Source organism: Haloarcula sp. H-hyl2 (assembly GCF_056934385.1).
On record NZ_JBRIIJ010000001.1, the window covers coordinates 1,767,886 to 1,787,477 of the forward strand.

Genomic DNA, 19,592 nt, shown 5'->3' on the forward strand with positions numbered 1-19,592 from the left:
TCACTTCAGTCGTTCCTGCAGAAACGAGGGGTGGGCGGCCGTGACACCGTCGATACTGAGGATCTCCTCCTCGATGACGGCCGCCAGCGAGTCGCCGTCGCTGGCACGGAGTTCGGCCATCAGCATGTGATCGCCACTCGACGTGTACAGTTCCTCCAGCCCCGGAATCTCCTTGAGCTGTCGGGTCGCCTCGACGTAGCAGTCGCTGGCGACGTCGATACCGACCATCGCGATCGACTGGCCCGCGAGTTTCTTCGGGTCGATGTCGGCGGAGTACCCCACGATGACGCCCTCCTCCTCGAGTTTCTTGATGTACTTTCGCACGGTCGGCTTCGAGACCTCCGCCCTGTCGGCGATCTCGGCGTAGGACGCCTGTGCATCCTCCTCGAGGACGGAGAGGATTCGACGCTCCGTAGACTCGGCGCTCATAGGGTTCTCTTTTCGGTCCGTAAAAAAATATCTTCCGAACCACAAACCCGAGTTCGCCGCCGCTGGCGGGTCCGGGGTTATTTGTGATGCTGGAGCAGCTTGTCGTAGGTCCGCTCCCACTCGGCGTCCTCGTCGAAGTACCGTTCGGCGAGCGGTTCCTCGGGCATCTCGCCGATCTGGCGCTTCTCCTCGCCGTAGGAGGGGCGAGCGTCCTCGACGTACATGCGACCGGTGAGTACTTCGCCCTCGTAGAGCTTCTCCTCGGTCTGTCGCATCATCTCGGCGGCCTCAGCCCGGTCCGAGAGGTCGAAGTCGTAGTCGTCGGACTGCTGGACGTCCGTGTAGGGCACGTAGTGTTTCGCGTCCTTGTTCCAGGTCGGACACTGGGTCAGGAAGTCGATGTGCGCGAAGCCGTCGTGTTCGATGGCCTCGGCGATGATCTCCTTGGCCTGGTTGGGGTTGACCGCGGCCGTCCGGGCGATGTAGGTCGCACCTGCGTTGAGCGACTGGCTGAGCGGTCGGATGGGCGACTTCGCCGAGCCGTGGGGCTGGGTCTTGGACTTGTGGCCCTTCGGCGAGGTCGGCGAGGTCTGGCCCTTCGTGAGCCCGAAGATCTCGTTGTTGAACACGATGTAGGTCATATCGTGGTTCTCGCGGGCCGTGTGGATGAGGTGGTTCCCACCGATGCCGTAGCCGTCACCGTCACCGCCGGCGGCGATGACCTCCAGTTCGGGGTTGGCCAGTTTCGCGGCCCGTGCGACGGGCAGCGAGCGGCCGTGGATGGTGTGGAAGCCGTAGCTGTTGAAGTAGCTGTTGAGCTTGCCGGAACAACCGATCCCGGTGAACAGCGCGACTTCGTCGGGGTTGCGCCCGACCTCGGGCATGGCCTGTTTCAGCGCCTTGAGGACGCCGAAGTCGCCACAGCCGGGACACCAGGTCGCCTGGGGTTCGATCCCGGGTGTGAACTCGTCTCGGTCGATCTCGCGGTCGTCACCGATTGCACTGAATGCACTCATGGTTAGTCACCTGCTGCGGGGAGGTACTTCATGTTCGAAGCGGCGAGGTCCTCGCCGTTGATACTGGACTCGAACCCGTCGACGATCTCGGCGGGTTCGAAGGGGTTGCCGTTGTACTTCAGGAGGCTCGACAGCTTGTCGCCGTACTTGCCGATCTCCTTCTGCGTGAGCCCGCGGAACTGTGCCGTGGCGTTCATCTCGACGACGAGTGCCTCGTCGACGGAGTCGAGCCAGTCGCTGACCTCCTCGACGGGGTAGGGCATCATGTCCGAGACGCCCAGGGCCTTCACGCTGTGGCCGTTCTCGTTGAGGCGGTCGACGGCCTCGAAGACCGTGTCCTGCTGGCTGCCCCAGACCAGGATGCCGTAGTCGGCCTCGTCCGGGCCGTAGTAGGTCTGGTGGCCGGCGTTCTCGTCGAGGTCGGCTCGGATGTCGTCGAGCTTGTTCAGCCGACGCTCCATCTGGGCGATACGGTTCTCGGGGTCCTCGCTGATGTGGCCCGATGGGTTGTGCTCGTTGCCGGTCGCGAGGTAGCGACCGTCCTTCTGGCCGGGGACCGACCGCGGGCTGACGTTCGAGCCGTCCTCCGGTTCGTGGAGGAACCGCTGGAACTTGCCCGAGGAGTGGTGTGCCGCGTCCTGAATCTCGTCTTCGGTGAGCACCGACCCGGGGTCGGCGTTGGCCTCCTCGTCGAAGTGACTGGCCGGCAGGTTCCGGAGTTCGCCCTGGATCTTCTGGTCGTAGACGACGATCGCCGGGATCTGGTACTCGTAGGCGATCCGGAAGGCAGCACGCGTCTGCGTGTAACATTCCTTGATGTTCGCCGGAGCGAAGACGACGCGGGCCGAGTCGCCCTGCGAGGTGTACAGGACGTGTTCCAGGTCGGCCTGTTCGGGCTTGGTCGGCATCCCGGTCGAGGGGCCGGCACGCATCGCTTCGACCAGCACGATCGGTGTCTCGGTCATCTCCGCCAGTCCGAGCGGCTCGGACATCAGCGCGAAGCCACCGCCGGACGACCCGGACATGGCCTTCACGCCGGCGTGGGACGCACCGAGCGCCAGTGCCGCCGCGGCGATCTCGTCCTCGACCTGCTCGGAGATACCGCCGAACTCCGGCAGGTGCTGGGACATGATGGTGAACACGTCGGTCCACGGGGTCATCGGATACCCGGAGATGAACCGACAGCCCTCGTCGAGAGCACCGTAGGAGATAGCGTTAGAGCCCGAGAGAATAACCTGCTCCTCGTCGTGGGAGTTCTCGGGGACCTCGATGTCGTGGTCGATGTCCAGTTCGGCGGCCGCCTCGTAGGCGTCCTGCAGGACGTTGAGGTTGGCCTCCTGCATGTCCCCGGACATGTTCTGCTTGATGAGTTCCTCGAACTCCGCGGTTCCGATGTCGAGGATGGCGGCAGTCGCGCCGATTCCGGCCGTGTTCCGCATGATCTCGCGGCCGTGTTCCTTGGCGATGCCACGGAGATCCATCGGGACGACGTGCCAGCCGTTCTCCTCGGCTGCTTCTTCGAGGTCGATCTCGTCGACGTCCTCCTCGTCGAGCAGGCCCTCGTCGTACAGCAGGACGCCGCCCTCGCGGAGGTCGTCGAAGTTCTCGTACAGCGGTTTCAGCTCTTCCTTGCCGTAGTAGGCCTCTTCCTGGGGGTTCCGTGCGAACGAGTCGCCCAGCGCCAGCAGGAAGTTGTAGCCGTCACCGCGAGACTGTACCGGTTCGTCTTTCGCCCGTACTTCCACGTACGTGTGGCCGCCCCGGATGCGCGACGGGTAGTGACGATGTGTGAACACGTGAAGTCCCGATCGCATCAGGGCCTTCGCGAAGTTCTGACTCGTCGAGTCGATCCCGTCACCGGAACCGCCTGCGATTCGCCAGATTAGTTCGTTATCTGTCATAGTGAAATCCTCGGCCCCAGCAGTGGTGCCGTACTCTGGCAATTGGGGGGCCGTGACTAAAGATTTTCCACTGTATTAATCCATATAAATCGTTATCGTTGGGTCTGGACCGTTCAAATTCCGGATTTCAGGAATCGGACCAGTCAAGTGCTAGATGGTACCACAAATCACGGGCTTCGAAGGAAAGCGAGGCTCACTCCACCGGGTCCCCGTGGCCGCCGCCACCGGGTGTCTCTATACGGACAGTCGTCCCCGCAGCGACCTCGCGTGTAACCTTCGCTGGAACCGACTCGCCGTCGATATAGTTTCGGCCTGGTTCACCGTCGGCCCCGCCGTCGAGCCCCCAGGGGGCGTGCCGGCGGCGTTCGGTCAGCAGCGAGACGGTCGCGTCGGTCTCGATGGTGAACGCCCGGACCACGCCGTCGCCGCCGGTGTGTCGGCCGGCACCGCCGCTCCCGGTCCGGAGGCTGTACTCCTCGACCTGGATCGGGTAGGCGGCCTCAAGGGCCTCCACGGGCGTGTTCAACGTGTTGGTCATCCCGACCTGGACGCCCGAGAGGCCGTCGGCGTCGCTGCTCGCGCCCATCCCGCCACCGACCGTCTCGTAGTAGCTGAACTCCGTGGCGCCGACGACGACGTTGTTCATCGTCCCCTGGCCGGCCGCCGGGACCCGCTCGGGGACCGCGTCCGCCAGCGCTCGGAAGACCACGTCCGCGACCCGCTGGCTCGTCTCGACGTTGCCACCGACCACCGCCGCCGGGGGCTCGGGATTGACGAGCGACCCCGGCGGCGCGTGGACACGCACGGGGTCGTAACACCCCTCGTTGGGCGGGACGTCGGGGTCGGTGACCGACCGGACGACGAAGTAGACGGCGCTCTTGGCGACCGACAGCGGCGCGTTGATGTTGCCGTCGACCTGTGGTGCGGTCCCGGCGAAGTCCACGGCCAGCTGCGCGCCGTCGATGGTGACCGTGACTTCGATGGGGATGTCGGTGTCGACGACGCCGTCGCCCTCCATGACGTCCCGTGCGGTGTAGGTGCCGTCGGGCATCTCGCTGAGTTCCGCCTCGACGCGCTGACGGGAGTAGTCCTGCACGGCGTCGAAGGCCGATAGCAGGCGGTCACCGTGGTCGGCCAGCAGGTCACGGACACGTTCTCGACCGCGTTCGTTGGCCCCGCGCTGGGCCCGGAGGTCGGCGCGTCGCTGGGCGGGGTTACGGACGTTCGCCAGGAGCAACCCGAGGACGCCCTCGCGCTCCTGCCCGCCGGCGACGAGTCGCGTCGGCGGGATGCGGACTCCCTCCTGGTGGATCTCGCGGGCACCCGCCGGCATACTCCCGGGTGCCATCCCGCCGACGTCGGCGTGGTGGGCCCGCGAGACGGCGTACCCCACGATGTCGCCGTCCGCCGGGATGGGTGAGACGAGCGTCACGTCCGGAAGGTGGGTCCCGCCCTCGAAGGGGTCGTTGAGGACGAAGACGTCGCCGGGTTCTGGATCGTGTGCCAGCACCGCGTCGACAGCCTCGGGCATCGCCCCGAGATGGACCGGGATGTGCTCGGCCTGGGCCACGAGGTCGCCGTCGGCGTCGAACAGCGCCGTCGAGCAGTCTTGGCGCTCGGTGATGTTCGGCGAGAACGCCCCACGGATGAGGACCTGGCCCATCTCCTCGGCGACGCTCTCCAGTTGTGTGCGCAGTATCTCCAGTTCGATGGCGTCGAGGTCGTGATCAGTCATCTGTGTTCCTCACTCTGTGGCCCGGCCGCGAGGCCACTGCCGAGCGGCCGGTCTTTTTCACCCATGTTTTTCGACGAGTGGTGCCGGAGCGTAGCGACGGCACCCGAGGACGAAAAACATGGTCGGTCATTGTGCCTCCATCGTGAGCGTCCCCTGTTCGTCGACGGTCAGCCGCCAGGACGGTGGGACGACGACCGTGCTCTCGCCGCCCGTGACGATGGCCGGCCCCGGTCTGCTGTGGCCCGCGCCGAGCGCGTTCCAGTCCAGCACCGGCGTCTCGTGGGCGGCCTCGAACCGGACCTCCCGGTGGTCGGTGACCGGGTCGCCGGACGCCTCGTGTGTCACGGTCGGCATCTCGTGCGCGACGGTCGCCGTCGCCCGGAGCGTGACCAGTTCCACGGGTTCCTCGGGGAGTTTGTACCCACGGGCCTGGTCGTGGACGGCGTGGAAGCGCGCGGCGACGCTGGCCCGGTCGAAGTCACCGACATCGACGCCGAGTTCGTAGCTCTGGCCGACGTAGCGACAGTCGGCCTGGTATCGGACCGTGGCGGCCTCGGGGTCGGTGGTGTCCGCCAGCACCGCCGCTTCCAGGTCGTCGAGCACGTCCGTGACGGCCTCGGGGTCGACGTCGGCCAGTTCGCCGCGGTAGGTTCGGGCGGCGTCGTGGCGTTCGTCGGCCGCCAGCAGTCCGCGGGCCGAGAGGACGCCGCTGGCTCGCGGGACGACCACCGTCGAGACGTCCAGGCCGTTGGCCAGGGCGGCAGCGTGCATCGGTCCGGCGCCGCCGAAGGCCGCCAGCGCGAAGTTCCGGGGGTCGTGGCCCCGCTCGACCGTGACGCTCCGGACGGCGCGAGTCATCGCCGCCGTGGCGACCTCGTAGACGCCGCGGGCGGCTTCGATTGGGCCGTCCAGGCCCGCCTCCGTGGCGAGACCCCGAAGTGCCTCGGTCGCCGCATCGACGTCCAGTGTCAGGTCCTCGCCCAGCGTGGTGTCCGCGCCCAGATAGCCAAGCACCAGCGCGGCGTCGGTCACCGTCGGGTCGGTGCCGCCCTGACCGTAGCAGGCCGGCCCAGGGTCTGCACCAGCGGACTGGGGGCCGACACGGAGCGCGCCGCCGGCGTCGACCCAGGCGATAGAGCCACCGCCGGCGCCGACCGTCTCGACGTCGACCATCGGGACCCGGACCGGGTGGCCGCCCACGTCGGCGTCGGTCGTCCGCTCGACCGCACCGTCACGGACCAGCGAGACGTCGCTGGAGGTCCCGCCCATGTCGAAGGTGATCACCCCGTCGGCGTCCGCTGGCTCGAAGGCGCTGGCGCCGACGACGCCGGCCGCCGGCCCCGAGAGCGCCGTGGTCACGGCGTCGTGCCGGACCGTCTCGGCGTCGGTGATGCCGCCGTTGGACTGCATGATGCGTGGGTCGGGGAGCCCCCGTTCGGCCGCACCGTCGACCAGGCGGCCCACGTAGTCGTCGATGACCGGCGTCAACACGGCGTCGGCGACGGTCGTCGCCGTCCGCTCGTACTCCCGGAACTCCCCCAGCACCTCGTGGCTCGCCGAGACTGGGACGTCGAGTTCGTCTCGCAGCGTCTCTGCGACCGCTCGCTCGTTGGTCGGGTACGCGTAGGCGTGGAGCAGCGAGACCGCGACGGCGTCTGCCTCGATGTCGGCAGCCAGATCCCGGACGGCGTCGGTATCGACCGACTCCTCGATCCCCTCGGTCGTCGCCCGCTCGTCGAGTTCGTACCGTCGCTCGGCCGGCACGAGCGGGTCCGGTCGCTGTGCGGTCTGGTCGTACAGCGACGGGCGGTTCTGGCGGCCGATCGCCAGCACGTCGGCGAACCCCTCGGTCGTGACGAGCGCCGTCTCGGCACCGGTCTCCTCAAGCAGGGCGTTCGTCGCGACGGTCGTGGCGTGCCGGAACTGGTCGACCGCCGACGGGTCGATGCCGGCGGATCGACAGGCCACGGCGATGCCGTCGAGGACGCCCTCGTGCTGTGGCGTCGTGGACGGGACTTTCGCCGTCGTGAGGCCGGTGTCGGTGGCGAGGACGACGTCGGTGAAGGTCCCGCCGACGTCGACACCCAGCCGGACCGTCTCGTTCATATCGGCTGTCCGGGACCCTGCCAGATAAAACGGTCGTGCTCAGGTCAGCCCCACGTCCACCGCGAGTCGAGTGCGTAGCGGTAGATGCCGGTCACCCCGATTGCCGCGGCGTTTGCGACGACCGGGATGGCCGCACCCCAGTCGACGAGAACGTACAGCAAGCCGACCTGGAGGGGGATCGCCGAGCCGCGGACGACGTTCGTCTTGCTCATTCCCACGAGGTACTCCCAGCGCGAGGTGTGCTTGGCGTGGCTGAACGTCCAGGCGTTGTTCAGCACGTACTGGATCACGATCGTGATCTCGATCGCGACGACCGCGCCGACGAGGTAGTGTAAGTTACCGAACTCCAGGAAGAGCCAGAGCAACGCGGTCTGTATCGACGCGGCTGCGAGGCCCACGAGGGCAAACCGAACCAGCCGGGGATTCCGGATGGACGACCGTGTGGCCATCGCCATCGGGAACTATTGGTATCCCAAGGCTTGTAAACGTGCCGCTATCTCCTCGCTCTCCGCGGGACCGTCTTCGGTTGTACCGTCCCCGAGACCGTCCACGTGCTCGGAAACGATCGCCGACAGCCGGTCGACGACATCGTCGTATCCCTGCCCCTCCTGTTTGGATTCAGAGAGGTTCTCGTGCTCCGATGGGTCCGTCTGTCGGTCGTACAGTTCGTGGTGCCCGGACTCGGTGTGTTCGATATAGGTCCAGCGCTCGTCGCGGACGCTGACCAGAAGTTCGCCGTCGTCGCGGTGGCGCGGGATCGGCTGACTCGTGACAGTCTCGCCACGGACCGCGACCGAGACGATCGGTCCGTGATCCAGCGGGTCGCCCGCGAAGGCGGGGACGACCGACTGCCCGCGCCACTCGGGCGCGGGGTCGATGTCGAGGAGATCACAGACGGTCGGCGCGACGGAGTCCAGTCCCACGGGCTCGGTCACCCGACGGCTCGGGCCGCCGGGGACGGTGACGAAGTACGGCACCTCGGCGAGTTCGCGGTAGAGCTTCGGGTAGTGGGCGAGGTGACCGTGTTCCAGGAACTCCTCGCCGTGATCGCCGGCGACCACGACGGCCGTCTCGTCGGCGACCCCCTCGGCGTCGAGCGTATCGAGCAGGCGGCCGACACTCGCGTCGACCTGGCGGACCGTCCCGTCGTACAGTGTTCGCAGCGTCGCGAGCCGTCCCTCGTCGACGTCCCAGCCCAGTCCGGTTCGGAGATGGGAGCCCAGCATTCGGGCGACGCCGAGTCGCTTGTCAGAGACCTCTCGGAGGTGCCGCGGCGCCGGAACGTACGGCGTGTGCGTGTCCATGTAGTGGATCCACAGGAAGAACCGCTCGTCGGTCCGCTCGACGAACCGGACAGCGTGGTCCTCTAGATCGCTCAGTCTGGCGGCGTCTGCGAACGGGCGGTCGTCGTCGCCACCGCGGAGCTTCGACGCCGCCCGTCTGAACGGCGAGAGGCCGAGCTGGACCCACGCCTGGACGGTCGGATGTGCGGCCAGGTACTTGCTGTAGCCGCTGCTGTCGACGAAGGGCTCGAACGCGTCGAACCCGCGGTCGTACCCCCAGTGATCCGTGAGGAACCCGTTAGCGGCGTTGAACCCGCCGGTCGCGAGCCCGGCCTCCGAGACCCGCTCGGCCAGTGTCGGCGTCTCGGCGACGCCGATGGCCGGCCCCTCGGCGAACACCGGTCGCGACCCGTGGATACTGGGGAACGAGAAGGGCGTCCAGTTTCCGTGTGCGACGGCGTTCTCGAAGACGACACCGTCGTCGGCGAGGTCGTCGAGGACGGGCGAGACACCGTCGCCACCCAGCGCGTCCGCTCGCAGAGAGTCGACGGTGATCAACACGACGTTCCGGGCCGACACGTCGCTCATCGCCCACCTGCTGTGTCCGTGGCTGCCGTCGGCCGCGGGCGAGCCCGTCTCGGTTCCGAGTGGGGCGTGGCCGCCAGCCCTCTGGACGCAGTGTGCATACGCTGTCATCGGGCGACACGCTACTGAACGTTCTGGTCGCTATCCATACAGTTTACACGACGCCGCTCCAAGCCGAGACTGATGCCCTCCACCAACCGGCGTGCGTTCCTGGCGACGACAGCGGCCGGCCTCGGGTCGCTGGCGGGCTGTGGCTCCCTGACGGGCGGCGACGAGCCGACGGTCGAGTACACGCTCCGGCTCACCGGCCTGAACGGGGACCTGGTTGACCGGGCCCTCTGGCGTCCCGCCGACCGGGACGATCCGTATTCGACCGTCCGGCGCGAGGCCTGGCGTGCGGCCGTCACCGGCGGTCAGTACAGGACGTACGGCTATCCCGCGATCCCCGACGACGAGTACACCGAACACGACGGTGCATACTACCAGCTACACGACATCGTCACCGGCAGTGAGCGGATCGAGCGGTCGGTGCTGCGCCTGTCCTGGGTGGGCGACGCCGAGGACGAGTCGACCCCCGCGGCCACACCCCGCGAGCAACTCCCACCGCACGACCAGAACGCCGTCATGCCGGCCTACTTCGCCGCCAGAGCCCGCGAGTACGACGGCGGTGCCCCCTGGGACGCCGTCGAGCAGGGCGGCTACGTCTATCGGTTCCTCGACCGGGCCGAGAGCGAACTGGCACCGACACCCGAGCACGAGTACGTTCGGATCCACGACACCGTCCTGTCCGTCGAGGTCAGCCAGGAGACGCTGGTCGAACCCGAGCACACGGCGACGGCCACCCGCGTCGCGTCCAGCGCGACGGCTTTCGAACGGGTCGCCGACGCCGCCCTCGTGGAGGCGCGCTTCTCGCGCACGTCGCTCGACGAGGCGACGCGCCGGACCTTCGACACCGCCCGGACCAGGGAGCAGTACACGGAGACGCTCCCGCTGTCGGAGGCCTACGAGCGACTGCTCGCAGAACTGGGGTTCAGAGAGGCACTCGACTGCTCAGCCGAGAGCTGTCGGTCGGAACTGTCCGGTCGCCACTACGTCGCCGTCGACGGCGACCACTACGAGACGTCACTCTACATCGATACCTCCGCGTAGGGGCTCAGAGGACCGGTCCCGGGCGGACGAACAGGAAGAGCACGACGTTCGTCAGGAGCCCGGCGAGCATGAGCGTCCCGGCGACGGCCAGCAGCAGCGATCCCTGGCGCCGATGGTAGGTCGAGCGGATACGGTAGCCACAGCCCAGCGCGAGCGGTCCCGTCAGGAACGGCGCGACCACGAGCGAAAGACCGGCGAAGACGATGCCCAGCCCGTAGCAGCCGCCGTGACCGAGCACCCCCTCGTCGGCGGGCCTGACGGACCGATGGCGACCGAGCGCGTACCCGAGCCCCGCGAGGACGTTGACCACCGGCAGTTCCAGCGCGACGATCAACGGCCAGGAGAGCGCCCCCGTCCCCTCGCCGTCGGCGACGACGAGCGGAAGCAGGGGAAACGAGAGCGCCCAGCAGCCCACGAGCAACTGGACCGGGGACGCGAGTTCGAGGAGGTACCCGACGGCGAGCCCGTCGATCCACAGTGCAGACAGCGCGGTGACAGCAACCAGTGGCGTGTCGGATGTGTCGGCCATGACGCACTGTCGAAGGTGTTTGCGGTATTGCTACAAAAAGGGTACCACAAGCCTGCCGGGACACAAACGTCTAAATACGTATTCATAAACACCAACGTATGGTCGTTCGGGGTGTCGAATCGGTCGTCAGGTCGGCCTTCGACGCGGTGTTCCGTCCCCGGCGCTTCGTCGCGTTCCAGCGGAGTGCCTACGCCGAGTCGACCGCCGCGACGCTCCGAGAGCTGGTGTCGCTCGTGGGCGTCTACGTCGCCAATCTCGTGTTGTACGCGCTCCCGCTGACGGTCGCCGGTGTCGGACTGCAACAGGCCGGCTCCCCGCCCACTGCCTTCGCCGCCCTGGCCGGGTCACTCGGCGGGAATCCGGCCGCCAGCTGGGCGGTACTCGTGGGGTTCGTCCGGAACTGCGCGTTCATCACTGTCGCGACCGGGATCACGCTCGTGACCTTCCACCTCGGGATCGTACTCACGGGCGGTGCACGCGGGCTCGTCCAGAGTGTCCACACCGTCGTCTACACGACGAGTGCGTACCTGGTCGTGCTGTTCTCGGGCGTCTGGTACCTGACCAACACCGAGGGACTCGCGGCCGCACGCACACTGGTCCGGAACGCCCAGGCAGCGTTCGTCTACCTGGTGATCGACCTGCTGGGCTCGGACCTGGAACTCCCCGGTGGTCGCCCGGAGGAACTCGTCGCCGGCCCGCTGTCCGCACAGGGACGATGGGTCGTCGCGATCCTCTGTCTCACGACGCTGTACTACCTCCTCTCGCTGTATCTGGGAGCGCGGATCAACCATCAGACCGACCGGACAGACGCGGCGACGACGGTCGTCGCCGTCGCGCTGTCGCCGGTGCTGTACGTCGCGGGCTCGGTCGTCACGACGACGCTCGGAGTGATCTAACCATGCACGAACGGAGAACGGACGGTGGCGAACAGGCCGACAACGGCGAACTCCTGCGGACGAACCCGACGACGAAACCCACCTTGCTGCGACTGGCGGTGTTCCTCGTCCTCGGACTCGCCGTGGTCGTCGTCCTCCAGCAACGGCCCGAACTCCTGGGGGACCCCGAGGTGACGAACACCGTCGGACTGGTGGTGTTACTGGTGACGGTACTCGTCGCGGTCAGACTGCTGATCCGGACCATCGTCCTGGTCAAGACGACGTACGTGGTCACGCGGGACCGTGTCGAACGCGAGTACCAGTTCCTCTTTCGGACCCGCTCGAAGGGGGTCCGGTTCGAGCAGGTCAGGAGCCACCGGCTCAGCCAGAACCGGTTCCAGAAGGCCCTGGGGTTCGGGACGATCACGATGAACCTGGGTCTCGGGAGCATCAGGCTGGAGAACGTCGAGGAGCCGGACCGGGTTTACAAGATCGTCCGCGAGTGTGTCCGTCGGGCCTGAGTCGGTGGCTTTCAACCGTGATAATCGGTCGGTTGATTCAATAGCGATCCTCGCCCTCTGGGAAGTATGCCAGAGACTGACAGGGCAGGGTCCGCGGGGCCCATCGACAGCGCGTGGTGGAAGGAGGCCGTCGTCTATCAGATCTATCCAAAGAGTTTCAACGACTCCGATGGGGACGGCATCGGCGATATCCCCGGTGTCATCGAGAAGATAGAGTACCTCGACGAACTCGGCGTCGACGTCGTCTGGCTCTGTCCAGTGTACGACTCACCACAGGCCGACAACGGCTACGACATCCGGGACTACTACAGTATCTTCGCGGAGTTCGGCACGATGGACGACTGGGAGCGGTTGCGCGACGAACTCCACGCCAGGGACATGAAGCTCATCATGGACCTGGTGTTGAACCACAGCAGCGACGAGCACGAGTGGTTCCAGAAGTCCCGGCGAGAGGAGGAACCCTACGGCGACTTCTACCACTGGCACCCAGGGAAAGAGGTCGACGGAGCGGACGCGACGGACAGCCCGGGGCCGCGGGACCGCGAACCGCCGAACAACTGGGGCTCGATCTTCGCGGGGTCGGCCTGGGAGTGGGACCCCCAGCGCGAGGAGTACTACCTGCACCTGTTCGACACCAAGCAGTGTGACCTCAACTGGCGCAACGAGTACGTCCGCCGGGCACTGTACAACGTCACCGAGTGGTGGCTGGAGAAGGGCATCGACGGCTTCCGCCTGGACGCGTTCAACCACATCGCCAAGACTCCCGGCTATCCCGACAGCGACATGGAAGAGGGGTGGGTCGGGAGCGACCACTTCCTGAACGGCCCCGGCGTCCACGTCTACATCCGGGAGTGTTACGATCAGGTCCTCTCGAAGTACGACGTCCTCACCATCGCCGAGGCCGTCGGCGTCGACGTCCACGACGCCAAGCAGTACCTCGGTGCCGACGGCGACGGCCTGCGCCAGGTCGTCCAGTTCGAGCACATCGAGATCCCCTACGGCGCGGGCAAGTGGGACGCGAGCGACGTCGATCTCGACGGACTTGCCGACGCCGAGGCCCCCCAGGACGAACTCCTGGCGTGGGACCTGCGCGACCTCAAATCGGTCGTCGAGGAGTGGCAGACCGAACTCGAAGGCCACGGCTGGGAGAGTCTCTATCTCGGCAACCACGACCATCCACGGACCGTCTCCCGCTGGGGTGACGACGGCGAGTACCGCGAGAAGTCCGCAAAGCTGCTTGCGACCTACCTCTTTACCCTGCGTGGGTCGCCGTTCATCTACCAGGGCGAGGAACTGGGCATGACCAGCGTCGACTGGGAGTCCAAGGACGAGATGCGCGACGTCGAGGCCATCAACCACACGGAGGAACTGATGACCGATCACGACGCCAGTTTCGAGGAACTGAGCGAACTCGTCAGGTCACGCAGCCGCGACAACGGGCGCACGCCGATGCAGTGGCGCGACGCCGAGAACGCGGGCTTCACCGACGGCGACCCCTGGATCAAGGTCAACGACAACTACGACGAGATCAACGCCGCCGCTGCCCGCGAGGACCCGGACTCGATCTTCCACTACTACCGGACGCTGATCGACCTCCGGTCCGAACACGACGTCGTCGTCTACGGCGGCGACTTCGAACTGTTGTTCCCGGAGGACCCATCGGTGTTCGCACACACGCGCACGCTCGGGGAGGACACATTGCTGACCGTGCTGAACTGGTCCGAGGAGGAACCGACAGTCGAGCTTCCGGCGGACCTCACCGCCCAGGAGAGCGAGTTGCTGGTCGCCAACTACCCGGTCGACGAGGGGCTCGATACCGTCTCCCTGCGACCCTACGAGGCCCGCGTCTACAAGCTGACCTGATCGACACGCTGATACTGCAGGCGATCCCCTTCGTGACGGATGTTGCTACCCGGGGTGGCAACAATCGGCACGTGTGTATAGCCGGTAGTATGAAACCCCGGCTGTCCCGAGTATAGCCAGACAGATGCCAGCCACACCCCGGTTCCGCTGCTACGACGAGCGGGACGCAGACGCAGTCTGGGACCTCCACGAGTGGGCGATGCGTGCGTCGGGCACCGATCCGTCGGACATCCCTGGCACCGACGACCTCAGAGACGTCGCGGGTCGATACGTCGAGGGTGGCGGCGCGTTCCTCGTCGGGACCGTCGACGACGGCGCAAGCGGCGACCAGGACCCGCCGAGGACCTTCGACGGCGCTGTCGTCGCGATGGGTGGCTACCTCCCCAACGAGGTCGGCCACGCCGACGAGCGGACCGTCCCCGGCGCCGCGGAACTCCACCGGATGCGGGTCGCACCGACCCACCAGCAGCAGGGCATCGGCCGGTCGCTGCTCCACCGGCTAGAGACCCACGCCACCGAGAACGGCTTCGAGGTGCTACTCGCGACGACAGCGGTGCGCCAGTCGGCTGCCGTCGAATTCTACCGACAGGAGGGGTACGAGGCCGTCGATCGCTCGATGGAGGGCGAGTACGAACTCGTCCACTTCGAGAAACAGTTGTAGGTAGTTATGGCGCTGTGACGAACGGCCGGTCGGCAGTGGACGCGGGTCCAACTTTTTATAATGGGGGGTGATACCAGGCACGTATGTCAGACGGAGACTTCGACGGCTACGGTGGTCGGCACGTGCCCGAGATGCTCGAAGAACCGCTCGAACAGCTCGCGGGAGCCTACGACGATATCAAAGACAGCGACGAGTTCCAGGCCGAGCTCCGGGCGCTGCTTGAGGACTACGCTGGCCGTCCGACGCCGCTGTACCACGCCGAGAACCTCTCGGAACGCTACGGCGCGGAGATCTACTTCAAGCGCGAGGACCTCCTCCACGGCGGGGCGCACAAGATCAACAACACGCTCGGTCAGGCACTGCTAGCGAAGAAGGCCGGTAAAGGGCGCTTGATCGCCGAGACCGGCGCGGGCCAGCACGGCACCGCGACGGCGATGGCCGGGGCCTTGCTGAACCTGGACACGGAGATCTATATGGGCAAGAAGGACGTCGAGCGACAGCGCATGAACGTCTTCCGCATGCGACTGATGGGCGCGGAGGTCAACGAGGTCACTCGCGGCGGATCTGGCCTCGCGGACGCCGTCGACGCCGCCCTGGAGGACTTCGCACACAACATCGAGGAGACCCACTACCTCGTCGGGAGCGTCGTCGGCCCGGACCCGTTCCCGCGGATGGTCCGTGACTTCCAGGCAGTCATCGGCCGCGAGGCCCGCTCGCAGTTCCAGGAGCGAACGGGCGACCTCCCGGACGCCGCCGTCGCCTGTGTCGGCGGTGGCTCCAACGCTATCGGCCTGTTCCACGCGTTCCGTGACGACGACGTCGACTTCTACGGCGGTGAAGGCGGCGGCGAAGGGGGTGACTCCGACCGGCACGCCGCGCCGCTGGCGGCCGGTGACGACGACGTTATCCACGGGATGAAGACGCGGGTCATCGACGAGGACGTGGACGTCCACTCCGTCTCGGCGGGACTGGACTACCCCGGTGTCGGGCCGGAACACGCCATGTTCCGTGCCGTCGGGCGCTGTGAGTACCGGGCGATCACCGACGACGAGGCGCTCGCTGCGTTCCGCGAGCTCGCCGAGGAAGAGGGAATCATCCCAGCCCTGGAGTCCAGCCACGGCATCGCGATGGCGAAGCAACTCGCAGCGGAGGGCAATCACGAGACGATCCTCGTCAACCTCTCGGGCCGGGGCGACAAGGACATGGAGACCGCCGCAGAACAGTTCGATCTCGGCTGAGCTACACCGACAGCACGGCGTCGCGCTCGACGACGGTGTACCCCTGGGCAGCCAGGGCGTCCTCGCGGTAGCGCTCGGCCAGGTACCACTGTGGGAGCCGGGTCAGCCCGAACCGGCGGTCCGAGTCCCACGAGATGTCGATGGAGGTCTCTCGGCCAGATCTGTCGATTGCGACCGTGTAGGTCGCCCACGGTCGGTCGTCGACCGTCACGGCCAGTTCGAGCGGCCCGTCGGTGTCACCTTCCGCGACGGTCACGGCCATCGTGACCGAGCGGAGCCCGAACAGATACGAGAACTCGTAGACGGCCCCGTCGGCCGTCTCTCGGACACTGTCGGCCGGCCCCCACTGGAAGGAGAGCACCGGCGGAGTCGCTCCCGTGAACTCCGCTCGGACCTGTTCGGGTAGGGCATCGGTCACCAGGCGTGTCGTCCCGCTGCTCCGGAACAGAGGGAGCCGGACCAGCGCCAGCAGGCCGACCATCACGACCAGTCCCTGCAGGAGCGGGAGCAAGAACAGTGCCGCTGCGCTGGCGACACCGACCGTCAGTGCCAGTGCGCCGCTGGTGGGCCGTTCGAGCCGGTGGTAGCGGCTCGCCACCTCGGTGGCCGCGTTCGTGGAGGACATACGCGACGCTGCCGTCGCCGGCCACCTATTCGTTGCGTTCCAGGTCACCGCAGCCGCTGGGTGAGCCACGTCAGGGGGTGGAACTCTGCGGAGAGCAACAGCCTGGCGTACTGTCCCCACAGCCAGCCGATCCCATCGATCAGGTTCAGCGTCACACCGAGCAGGACCACGCCGACGGCCGACATCAGCAGGGCGTCCGGCAGCGAGTCGACGGCCCACTGGGAAACGGTGATACCGACGTTCGCCCCGACAAGCAGGTCGCCCCAGGGGACGTACAGCGACTGTGCGAGTTCGATCGGGTCGCCGGGGAACACGCCGACCCGTCCCGGCGCCCGGTCGTAGTACAGCGGCGTCGCCAGGATCGTCAGCGACATCGTCAGCGACGAGACCAGGAAGACGAACGAGCCCATGCCGAAGCCGAACATGCTGAACAGGTACACCAGTTCCGTCCATGTGTGGCGGTCCGTCACCAGCCCGACGGCCCGCTCCCGGAGGCCCCCATCCAGGAAGGCGTACTCCGGGTCGGGGACGTCCACGTCGAGCAGGTTGGCGACCAGCCGACGCTCGAACCAGCCCAGCCCGCGCACGAGGACCAGTACCGCCAGCAGCAGCGGGAGCCCGACGAGTACGATCAGTGTCGAGGCCCCGGTGACGATACCGGTCAGCAGGACGACGAAGTACGCGTTGCCGAGCGGGAACGAGAGCAGGAGGTACAGCCCGCGGCGGTACGTTCGGCCACGGACGGGCGCGAGCAGGCGGGACCGCAACGACGGGAGGGCAGCGCGGAGTGAGGAGCGGGCAGGCATACGACGGTGGCAGGTCGTCGGTCGGGCACGACAAAAAGTATGGCGAGAACGACGACGCTGAGACACTGGGCAGGAGTTAATATGGCCCACCCTGCAATCACGGACGATGCCCTCGGTCGCCGGTGAGGTCGCGGTCGACGGCGACGTCGACGAGGAACTCCTCTCGCTACTCGACGACGAGTACGCGCGGACGATCCTCGTCGCGACCCGTGAGGAGGGACAGTCAGCGCAAGCGCTGAGTGAACTCTGTGGTGCCGACGACTCGACGATCTACCGGCGTATCGAACGATTAGAGGAGCGTGACCTCCTGGAGGCCCAGCAACAGCTGGACCCCGGTGGGAACCACTACAAGACCTACACCGCACGGCTGGAACGGGTCGAGATACGGTTCCACGACGACGGGGTCACCATCGAGGTCGACAGACGCGAACCGGCGGCCGACCGCTTCACCAGACTGTACGAGGAGTTCACAGGATGACGCTACTCGGGACCACACTCGCCACGGACGCCCACTCACAGATCACAGTCGAGGGTGGGACCACTGTCGTCGGGTTGCTGGCACTGGCGACGTTCCTCGTCGCGACGATCCTCTCGGTCCTCGTGACCTACCGGTTCGTCCAGGGCTACCGGCGGTCCCGGGCGATGCCGATCCTGTTTCTCGCTGTCGGGATGTTCCTGCTGGCGCCGGCGCCGATGGTCATCCGGTTCGTCGTCGGGAACGTCGTCGCCGTCCCCTCGGCGGTCCGGATTCTCACGACGTCGCTGCTGGAATCGGCCGGCCTGCTCACCATCCTCGTGGTCGTCTACGGAGGTGGCCGATGACCTGGCTCGATCTCCTCGCGACGGGGAGTTCGCTGGTCACGGCAGTCCTGGGACTCGTCGTCGCCGGCCTGGCCTTCCGAGGATACCAGCGCAACGACAGCCCGACCATGCGCGCGCTCTCGGTCGGCATCCTCGCGATCGCCGTGATTCCGTACCTGTTCACCACGGTGCTCTCCCCCCTGGTGTCGCTGACCGACGCGCAGGCACTGCTAGGAATCACCCTCTCGCATACGCTCGGGTTGCTCGCGATCTACCGGACGTTCGATTCTAGTAGATAAAAGTACCGGCCGGCTGCAGGTTCGCCAGCCCGTTGTCCCCTTATACTGTCGCTCCTGTCTACCGTGGAACTGTGACGATGACTGCACGACCCTCCCAGCGGTTCACCGATCTACTCGTACAGTTCTGCAGCGTCCCCTTCGACGCTGGCACCTACAAGCGACTGGCCTATCTCCTACTGGCGTTCCCGCTCGGCCTGGCGTACTTCGTCGGGACGACGACCGGTATCTCGACCGGCCTGAGCCTCTCGTTCACGCTGGTCGGCATCCCGGTGCTCGGACTGACCCTGCTGGCCGTGACTGCGGCTGCCTGGTTCGAGGCCCGGCTCTCGACGGCGCTGCTGGACCGCGAGACGGCGACGCCGACGGCACTCTCGGCTCTCCATCGCAACATCGAAGACCCTGATACAGACGTCGTCCAGGCCTGCAAGCGGTTCCTCGTCGACCCGACGACCTGGACGAGTCTGGTCGTGGTCCTCCTGAAGTTCGCGTTCGGACTGGTCGCGTTCGTCGCCGTCGTGACGGTGGGCTCCGTGGTCGCGTCGTTGCTCGCCGCACCCCTGGTGTACGACGCCCCCTCGATGGCCTACCAGACCGGGAGCTACACCGTCACGACGCTCCCCGAAGCGCTCGGACTGGCCGGCCTGGGTATCGTCCTCGGCCTGGTCTCGCTACACGTCCTGAACGCACTGGCCGACCTCGGCGGCTACCTCACCGACGCACTGCTCTCTGTCGGCCGCTCGGAGTCAACGGAGTGAGACCCATGGCACAGGCACACCCACCACGCTCGCGGGCGACGAACGCGCCCGCTCCCGAAGAGTCGATCCAGGCGGAGGAACTGCTCGCACTGCTCGACGACGACCATGCACGCGCGATCATCACCGCCATCAGCGAAGAAGCGAAGGCCGCCCGCGAGATCGTCGCCGAGTGTCACAGCTCACGGCCGACGGTCTATCGCCGCCTCAACCGCCTCCAGGAGGTCGGCCTGGTGACCACCGAGATGCAGTACGACAGCGACGGCCACCACCGCAAGACCTTCCGCTTGCGCTACGACAGCGCGTCGATCAGCCTCGGCGCGGACGGCCTGGACTGTACCGTCGGCCACGCGGACGACTGATACTGTTGGCTACTGATCCACGACAGACAGTCGATAGTACGACGGTGTTCAGGCCC

General features: G+C 66.8%; 21 protein-coding genes. 11 read left to right on the plus strand and 10 right to left on the minus strand.

What is annotated here, in order from left to right; translation table 11 throughout:
- From lrpA1 to Hhyl2_RS09220, 7 genes are all read right to left on the minus strand, one after another.
- Entirely contained in the window at nucleotides 1-429 is a 429-nt protein-coding gene (gene lrpA1 / locus Hhyl2_RS09190; RefSeq protein WP_483550440.1) for an HTH-type transcriptional regulator LrpA1, read from the minus strand.
- 77 nt (nucleotides 430-506) lie between these two features.
- Entirely contained in the window at nucleotides 507-1,445 is a 939-nt protein-coding gene (locus Hhyl2_RS09195; protein WP_284008220.1) for a thiamine pyrophosphate-dependent enzyme, read from the minus strand.
- Nucleotides 1,446-1,447: 2 nt separating this feature from the next.
- Nucleotides 1,448-3,346 (minus strand): 2-oxoacid:acceptor oxidoreductase subunit alpha, encoded by a 1,899-nt coding sequence (locus Hhyl2_RS09200; protein WP_483550441.1) that lies wholly within the window; start codon nucleotides 3,344-3,346, stop codon nucleotides 1,448-1,450.
- A 193-nt stretch (nucleotides 3,347-3,539) separates the two neighbouring features.
- Nucleotides 3,540-5,081 (minus strand): hydantoinase B/oxoprolinase family protein, encoded by a 1,542-nt coding sequence (locus Hhyl2_RS09205; RefSeq protein WP_483550442.1) that lies wholly within the window; start codon nucleotides 5,079-5,081, stop codon nucleotides 3,540-3,542.
- Nucleotides 5,082-5,207: 126 nt separating this feature from the next.
- Nucleotides 5,208-7,187 carry a hydantoinase/oxoprolinase family protein gene (locus Hhyl2_RS09210; RefSeq protein WP_483550443.1) on the minus strand — a complete coding sequence of 660 codons (1,980 nt, stop codon included), beginning with the start codon at nucleotides 7,185-7,187 and terminating at the stop codon, nucleotides 5,208-5,210.
- Between the two features lie 44 nt (nucleotides 7,188-7,231).
- Nucleotides 7,232-7,642 carry a GtrA family protein gene (locus Hhyl2_RS09215; protein WP_483550444.1) on the minus strand — a complete coding sequence of 137 codons (411 nt, stop codon included), beginning with the start codon at nucleotides 7,640-7,642 and terminating at the stop codon, nucleotides 7,232-7,234.
- Nucleotides 7,643-7,648: 6 nt separating this feature from the next.
- The gene (locus tag Hhyl2_RS09220; RefSeq protein WP_483550445.1) at nucleotides 7,649-9,058 is read right to left on the minus strand and encodes a sulfatase family protein; all 1,410 of its coding nucleotides are present in this window, start codon (nucleotides 9,056-9,058) and stop codon (nucleotides 7,649-7,651) included.
- Between the two features lie 180 nt (nucleotides 9,059-9,238).
- Here Hhyl2_RS09220 and Hhyl2_RS09225 point away from each other — a divergent pair, with 180 nt between their 5' ends.
- A complete protein-coding gene (locus tag Hhyl2_RS09225) occupies nucleotides 9,239-10,204 on the plus strand; it encodes a hypothetical protein (RefSeq protein ID WP_483550446.1) in 966 nt (321 codons plus the stop codon).
- Nucleotides 10,205-10,208: 4 nt separating this feature from the next.
- On the opposite strand, the gene Hhyl2_RS09230 is transcribed toward Hhyl2_RS09225, so the two are convergent.
- Nucleotides 10,209-10,733 (minus strand): hypothetical protein, encoded by a 525-nt coding sequence (locus Hhyl2_RS09230; RefSeq protein WP_483550447.1) that lies wholly within the window; start codon nucleotides 10,731-10,733, stop codon nucleotides 10,209-10,211.
- Between the two features lie 98 nt (nucleotides 10,734-10,831).
- Here Hhyl2_RS09230 and Hhyl2_RS09235 point away from each other — a divergent pair, with 98 nt between their 5' ends.
- The 5 genes from Hhyl2_RS09235 to trpB all read left to right on the plus strand — a co-directional run bounded on the left by Hhyl2_RS09235 (nucleotide 10,832) and on the right by trpB (nucleotide 15,891).
- A complete protein-coding gene (locus Hhyl2_RS09235) occupies nucleotides 10,832-11,629 on the plus strand; it encodes a hypothetical protein (RefSeq protein WP_483550448.1) in 798 nt (265 codons plus the stop codon).
- 2 nt (nucleotides 11,630-11,631) lie between these two features.
- Entirely contained in the window at nucleotides 11,632-12,129 is a 498-nt protein-coding gene (locus Hhyl2_RS09240; protein ID WP_483550449.1) for a PH domain-containing protein, read from the plus strand.
- Between the two features lie 66 nt (nucleotides 12,130-12,195).
- Nucleotides 12,196-13,992, plus strand: coding sequence for a glycoside hydrolase family 13 protein (locus Hhyl2_RS09245; RefSeq protein WP_483550450.1), 1,797 nt, complete (start codon nucleotides 12,196-12,198; stop codon nucleotides 13,990-13,992).
- Between the two features lie 124 nt (nucleotides 13,993-14,116).
- Nucleotides 14,117-14,653, plus strand: coding sequence for a GNAT family N-acetyltransferase (locus tag Hhyl2_RS09250; RefSeq protein ID WP_483550451.1), 537 nt, complete (start codon nucleotides 14,117-14,119; stop codon nucleotides 14,651-14,653).
- An 83-nt stretch (nucleotides 14,654-14,736) separates the two neighbouring features.
- The gene (trpB, locus tag Hhyl2_RS09255) at nucleotides 14,737-15,891 is read left to right on the plus strand and encodes a tryptophan synthase subunit beta (protein ID WP_483550452.1); all 1,155 of its coding nucleotides are present in this window, start codon (nucleotides 14,737-14,739) and stop codon (nucleotides 15,889-15,891) included.
- A 1-nt stretch (nucleotide 15,892) separates the two neighbouring features.
- Here trpB and Hhyl2_RS09260 read toward each other — a convergent pair whose 3' ends face one another.
- Both Hhyl2_RS09260 and Hhyl2_RS09265 read right to left on the minus strand, forming a co-directional pair.
- Nucleotides 15,893-16,516 carry a hypothetical protein gene (locus Hhyl2_RS09260; RefSeq protein WP_483550453.1) on the minus strand — a complete coding sequence of 208 codons (624 nt, stop codon included), beginning with the start codon at nucleotides 16,514-16,516 and terminating at the stop codon, nucleotides 15,893-15,895.
- A gap of 44 nt (nucleotides 16,517-16,560) precedes the next feature.
- Nucleotides 16,561-17,322 (minus strand): sensor domain-containing protein, encoded by a 762-nt coding sequence (locus Hhyl2_RS09265; RefSeq protein WP_483550454.1) that lies wholly within the window; start codon nucleotides 17,320-17,322, stop codon nucleotides 16,561-16,563.
- Between the two features lie 106 nt (nucleotides 17,323-17,428).
- Here Hhyl2_RS09265 and Hhyl2_RS09270 point away from each other — a divergent pair, with 106 nt between their 5' ends.
- The 5 genes from Hhyl2_RS09270 to Hhyl2_RS09290 all read left to right on the plus strand — a co-directional run bounded on the left by Hhyl2_RS09270 (nucleotide 17,429) and on the right by Hhyl2_RS09290 (nucleotide 19,536).
- On the plus strand, nucleotides 17,429-17,800 hold the full coding sequence (locus Hhyl2_RS09270; RefSeq protein ID WP_483550455.1) for a helix-turn-helix domain-containing protein: 372 nt from the start codon (nucleotides 17,429-17,431) through the stop codon (nucleotides 17,798-17,800).
- The gene (locus tag Hhyl2_RS09275; protein WP_483550456.1) at nucleotides 17,797-18,144 is read left to right on the plus strand and encodes a hypothetical protein; all 348 of its coding nucleotides are present in this window, start codon (nucleotides 17,797-17,799) and stop codon (nucleotides 18,142-18,144) included. The genes Hhyl2_RS09270 and Hhyl2_RS09275 overlap by 4 nt, the downstream gene beginning before the upstream one ends.
- Nucleotides 18,141-18,422, plus strand: a complete 282-nt coding sequence (locus tag Hhyl2_RS09280) for a DUF7521 family protein (RefSeq protein ID WP_483550457.1) — start codon at nucleotides 18,141-18,143, stop codon at nucleotides 18,420-18,422. Before Hhyl2_RS09275 ends, Hhyl2_RS09280 begins: the two co-directional genes overlap by 4 nt.
- 77 nt (nucleotides 18,423-18,499) lie before the next feature.
- On the plus strand, nucleotides 18,500-19,177 hold the full coding sequence (locus tag Hhyl2_RS09285) for a sensor domain-containing protein (protein ID WP_483550458.1): 678 nt from the start codon (nucleotides 18,500-18,502) through the stop codon (nucleotides 19,175-19,177).
- Between the two features lie 5 nt (nucleotides 19,178-19,182).
- Nucleotides 19,183-19,536 carry a winged helix-turn-helix domain-containing protein gene (locus Hhyl2_RS09290; RefSeq protein ID WP_483550459.1) on the plus strand — a complete coding sequence of 118 codons (354 nt, stop codon included), beginning with the start codon at nucleotides 19,183-19,185 and terminating at the stop codon, nucleotides 19,534-19,536.
- The last annotated feature ends 56 nt before the right edge of the window (nucleotides 19,537-19,592 follow it).

What these genes read in the sequence shown, in the direction of transcription:
- lrpA1 (WP_483550440.1), bottom strand. Translation starts at nt 429, where the DNA reads ATGAGCGCCGAGTCTACGGAGCGTCGAATCCTCTCCGTCCTCGAGGAG.
- Hhyl2_RS09195 (WP_284008220.1), bottom strand. Translation starts at nt 1,445, where the DNA reads ATGAGTGCATTCAGTGCAATCGGTGACGACCGCGAGATCGACCGAGAC.
- Hhyl2_RS09200 (WP_483550441.1), bottom strand. Translation starts at nt 3,346, where the DNA reads ATGACAGATAACGAACTAATCTGGCGAATCGCAGGCGGTTCCGGTGAC.
- Hhyl2_RS09205 (WP_483550442.1), bottom strand. Translation starts at nt 5,081, where the DNA reads ATGACTGATCACGACCTCGACGCCATCGAACTGGAGATACTGCGCACA.
- Hhyl2_RS09210 (WP_483550443.1), bottom strand. Translation starts at nt 7,187, where the DNA reads ATGAACGAGACGGTCCGGCTGGGTGTCGACGTCGGCGGGACCTTCACC.
- Hhyl2_RS09215 (WP_483550444.1), bottom strand. Translation starts at nt 7,642, where the DNA reads ATGGCGATGGCCACACGGTCGTCCATCCGGAATCCCCGGCTGGTTCGG.
- Hhyl2_RS09220 (WP_483550445.1), bottom strand. Translation starts at nt 9,058, where the DNA reads ATGAGCGACGTGTCGGCCCGGAACGTCGTGTTGATCACCGTCGACTCT.
- Hhyl2_RS09225 (WP_483550446.1), top strand. Translation starts at nt 9,239, where the DNA reads ATGCCCTCCACCAACCGGCGTGCGTTCCTGGCGACGACAGCGGCCGGC.
- Hhyl2_RS09230 (WP_483550447.1), bottom strand. Translation starts at nt 10,733, where the DNA reads ATGGCCGACACATCCGACACGCCACTGGTTGCTGTCACCGCGCTGTCT.
- Hhyl2_RS09235 (WP_483550448.1), top strand. Translation starts at nt 10,832, where the DNA reads ATGGTCGTTCGGGGTGTCGAATCGGTCGTCAGGTCGGCCTTCGACGCG.
- Hhyl2_RS09240 (WP_483550449.1), top strand. Translation starts at nt 11,632, where the DNA reads ATGCACGAACGGAGAACGGACGGTGGCGAACAGGCCGACAACGGCGAA.
- Hhyl2_RS09245 (WP_483550450.1), top strand. Translation starts at nt 12,196, where the DNA reads ATGCCAGAGACTGACAGGGCAGGGTCCGCGGGGCCCATCGACAGCGCG.
- Hhyl2_RS09250 (WP_483550451.1), top strand. Translation starts at nt 14,117, where the DNA reads ATGCCAGCCACACCCCGGTTCCGCTGCTACGACGAGCGGGACGCAGAC.
- trpB (WP_483550452.1), top strand. Translation starts at nt 14,737, where the DNA reads ATGTCAGACGGAGACTTCGACGGCTACGGTGGTCGGCACGTGCCCGAG.
- Hhyl2_RS09260 (WP_483550453.1), bottom strand. Translation starts at nt 16,516, where the DNA reads ATGTCCTCCACGAACGCGGCCACCGAGGTGGCGAGCCGCTACCACCGG.
- Hhyl2_RS09265 (WP_483550454.1), bottom strand. Translation starts at nt 17,322, where the DNA reads ATGCCTGCCCGCTCCTCACTCCGCGCTGCCCTCCCGTCGTTGCGGTCC.
- Hhyl2_RS09270 (WP_483550455.1), top strand. Translation starts at nt 17,429, where the DNA reads ATGCCCTCGGTCGCCGGTGAGGTCGCGGTCGACGGCGACGTCGACGAG.
- Hhyl2_RS09275 (WP_483550456.1), top strand. Translation starts at nt 17,797, where the DNA reads ATGACGCTACTCGGGACCACACTCGCCACGGACGCCCACTCACAGATC.
- Hhyl2_RS09280 (WP_483550457.1), top strand. Translation starts at nt 18,141, where the DNA reads ATGACCTGGCTCGATCTCCTCGCGACGGGGAGTTCGCTGGTCACGGCA.
- Hhyl2_RS09285 (WP_483550458.1), top strand. Translation starts at nt 18,500, where the DNA reads ATGACTGCACGACCCTCCCAGCGGTTCACCGATCTACTCGTACAGTTC.
- Hhyl2_RS09290 (WP_483550459.1), top strand. Translation starts at nt 19,183, where the DNA reads ATGGCACAGGCACACCCACCACGCTCGCGGGCGACGAACGCGCCCGCT.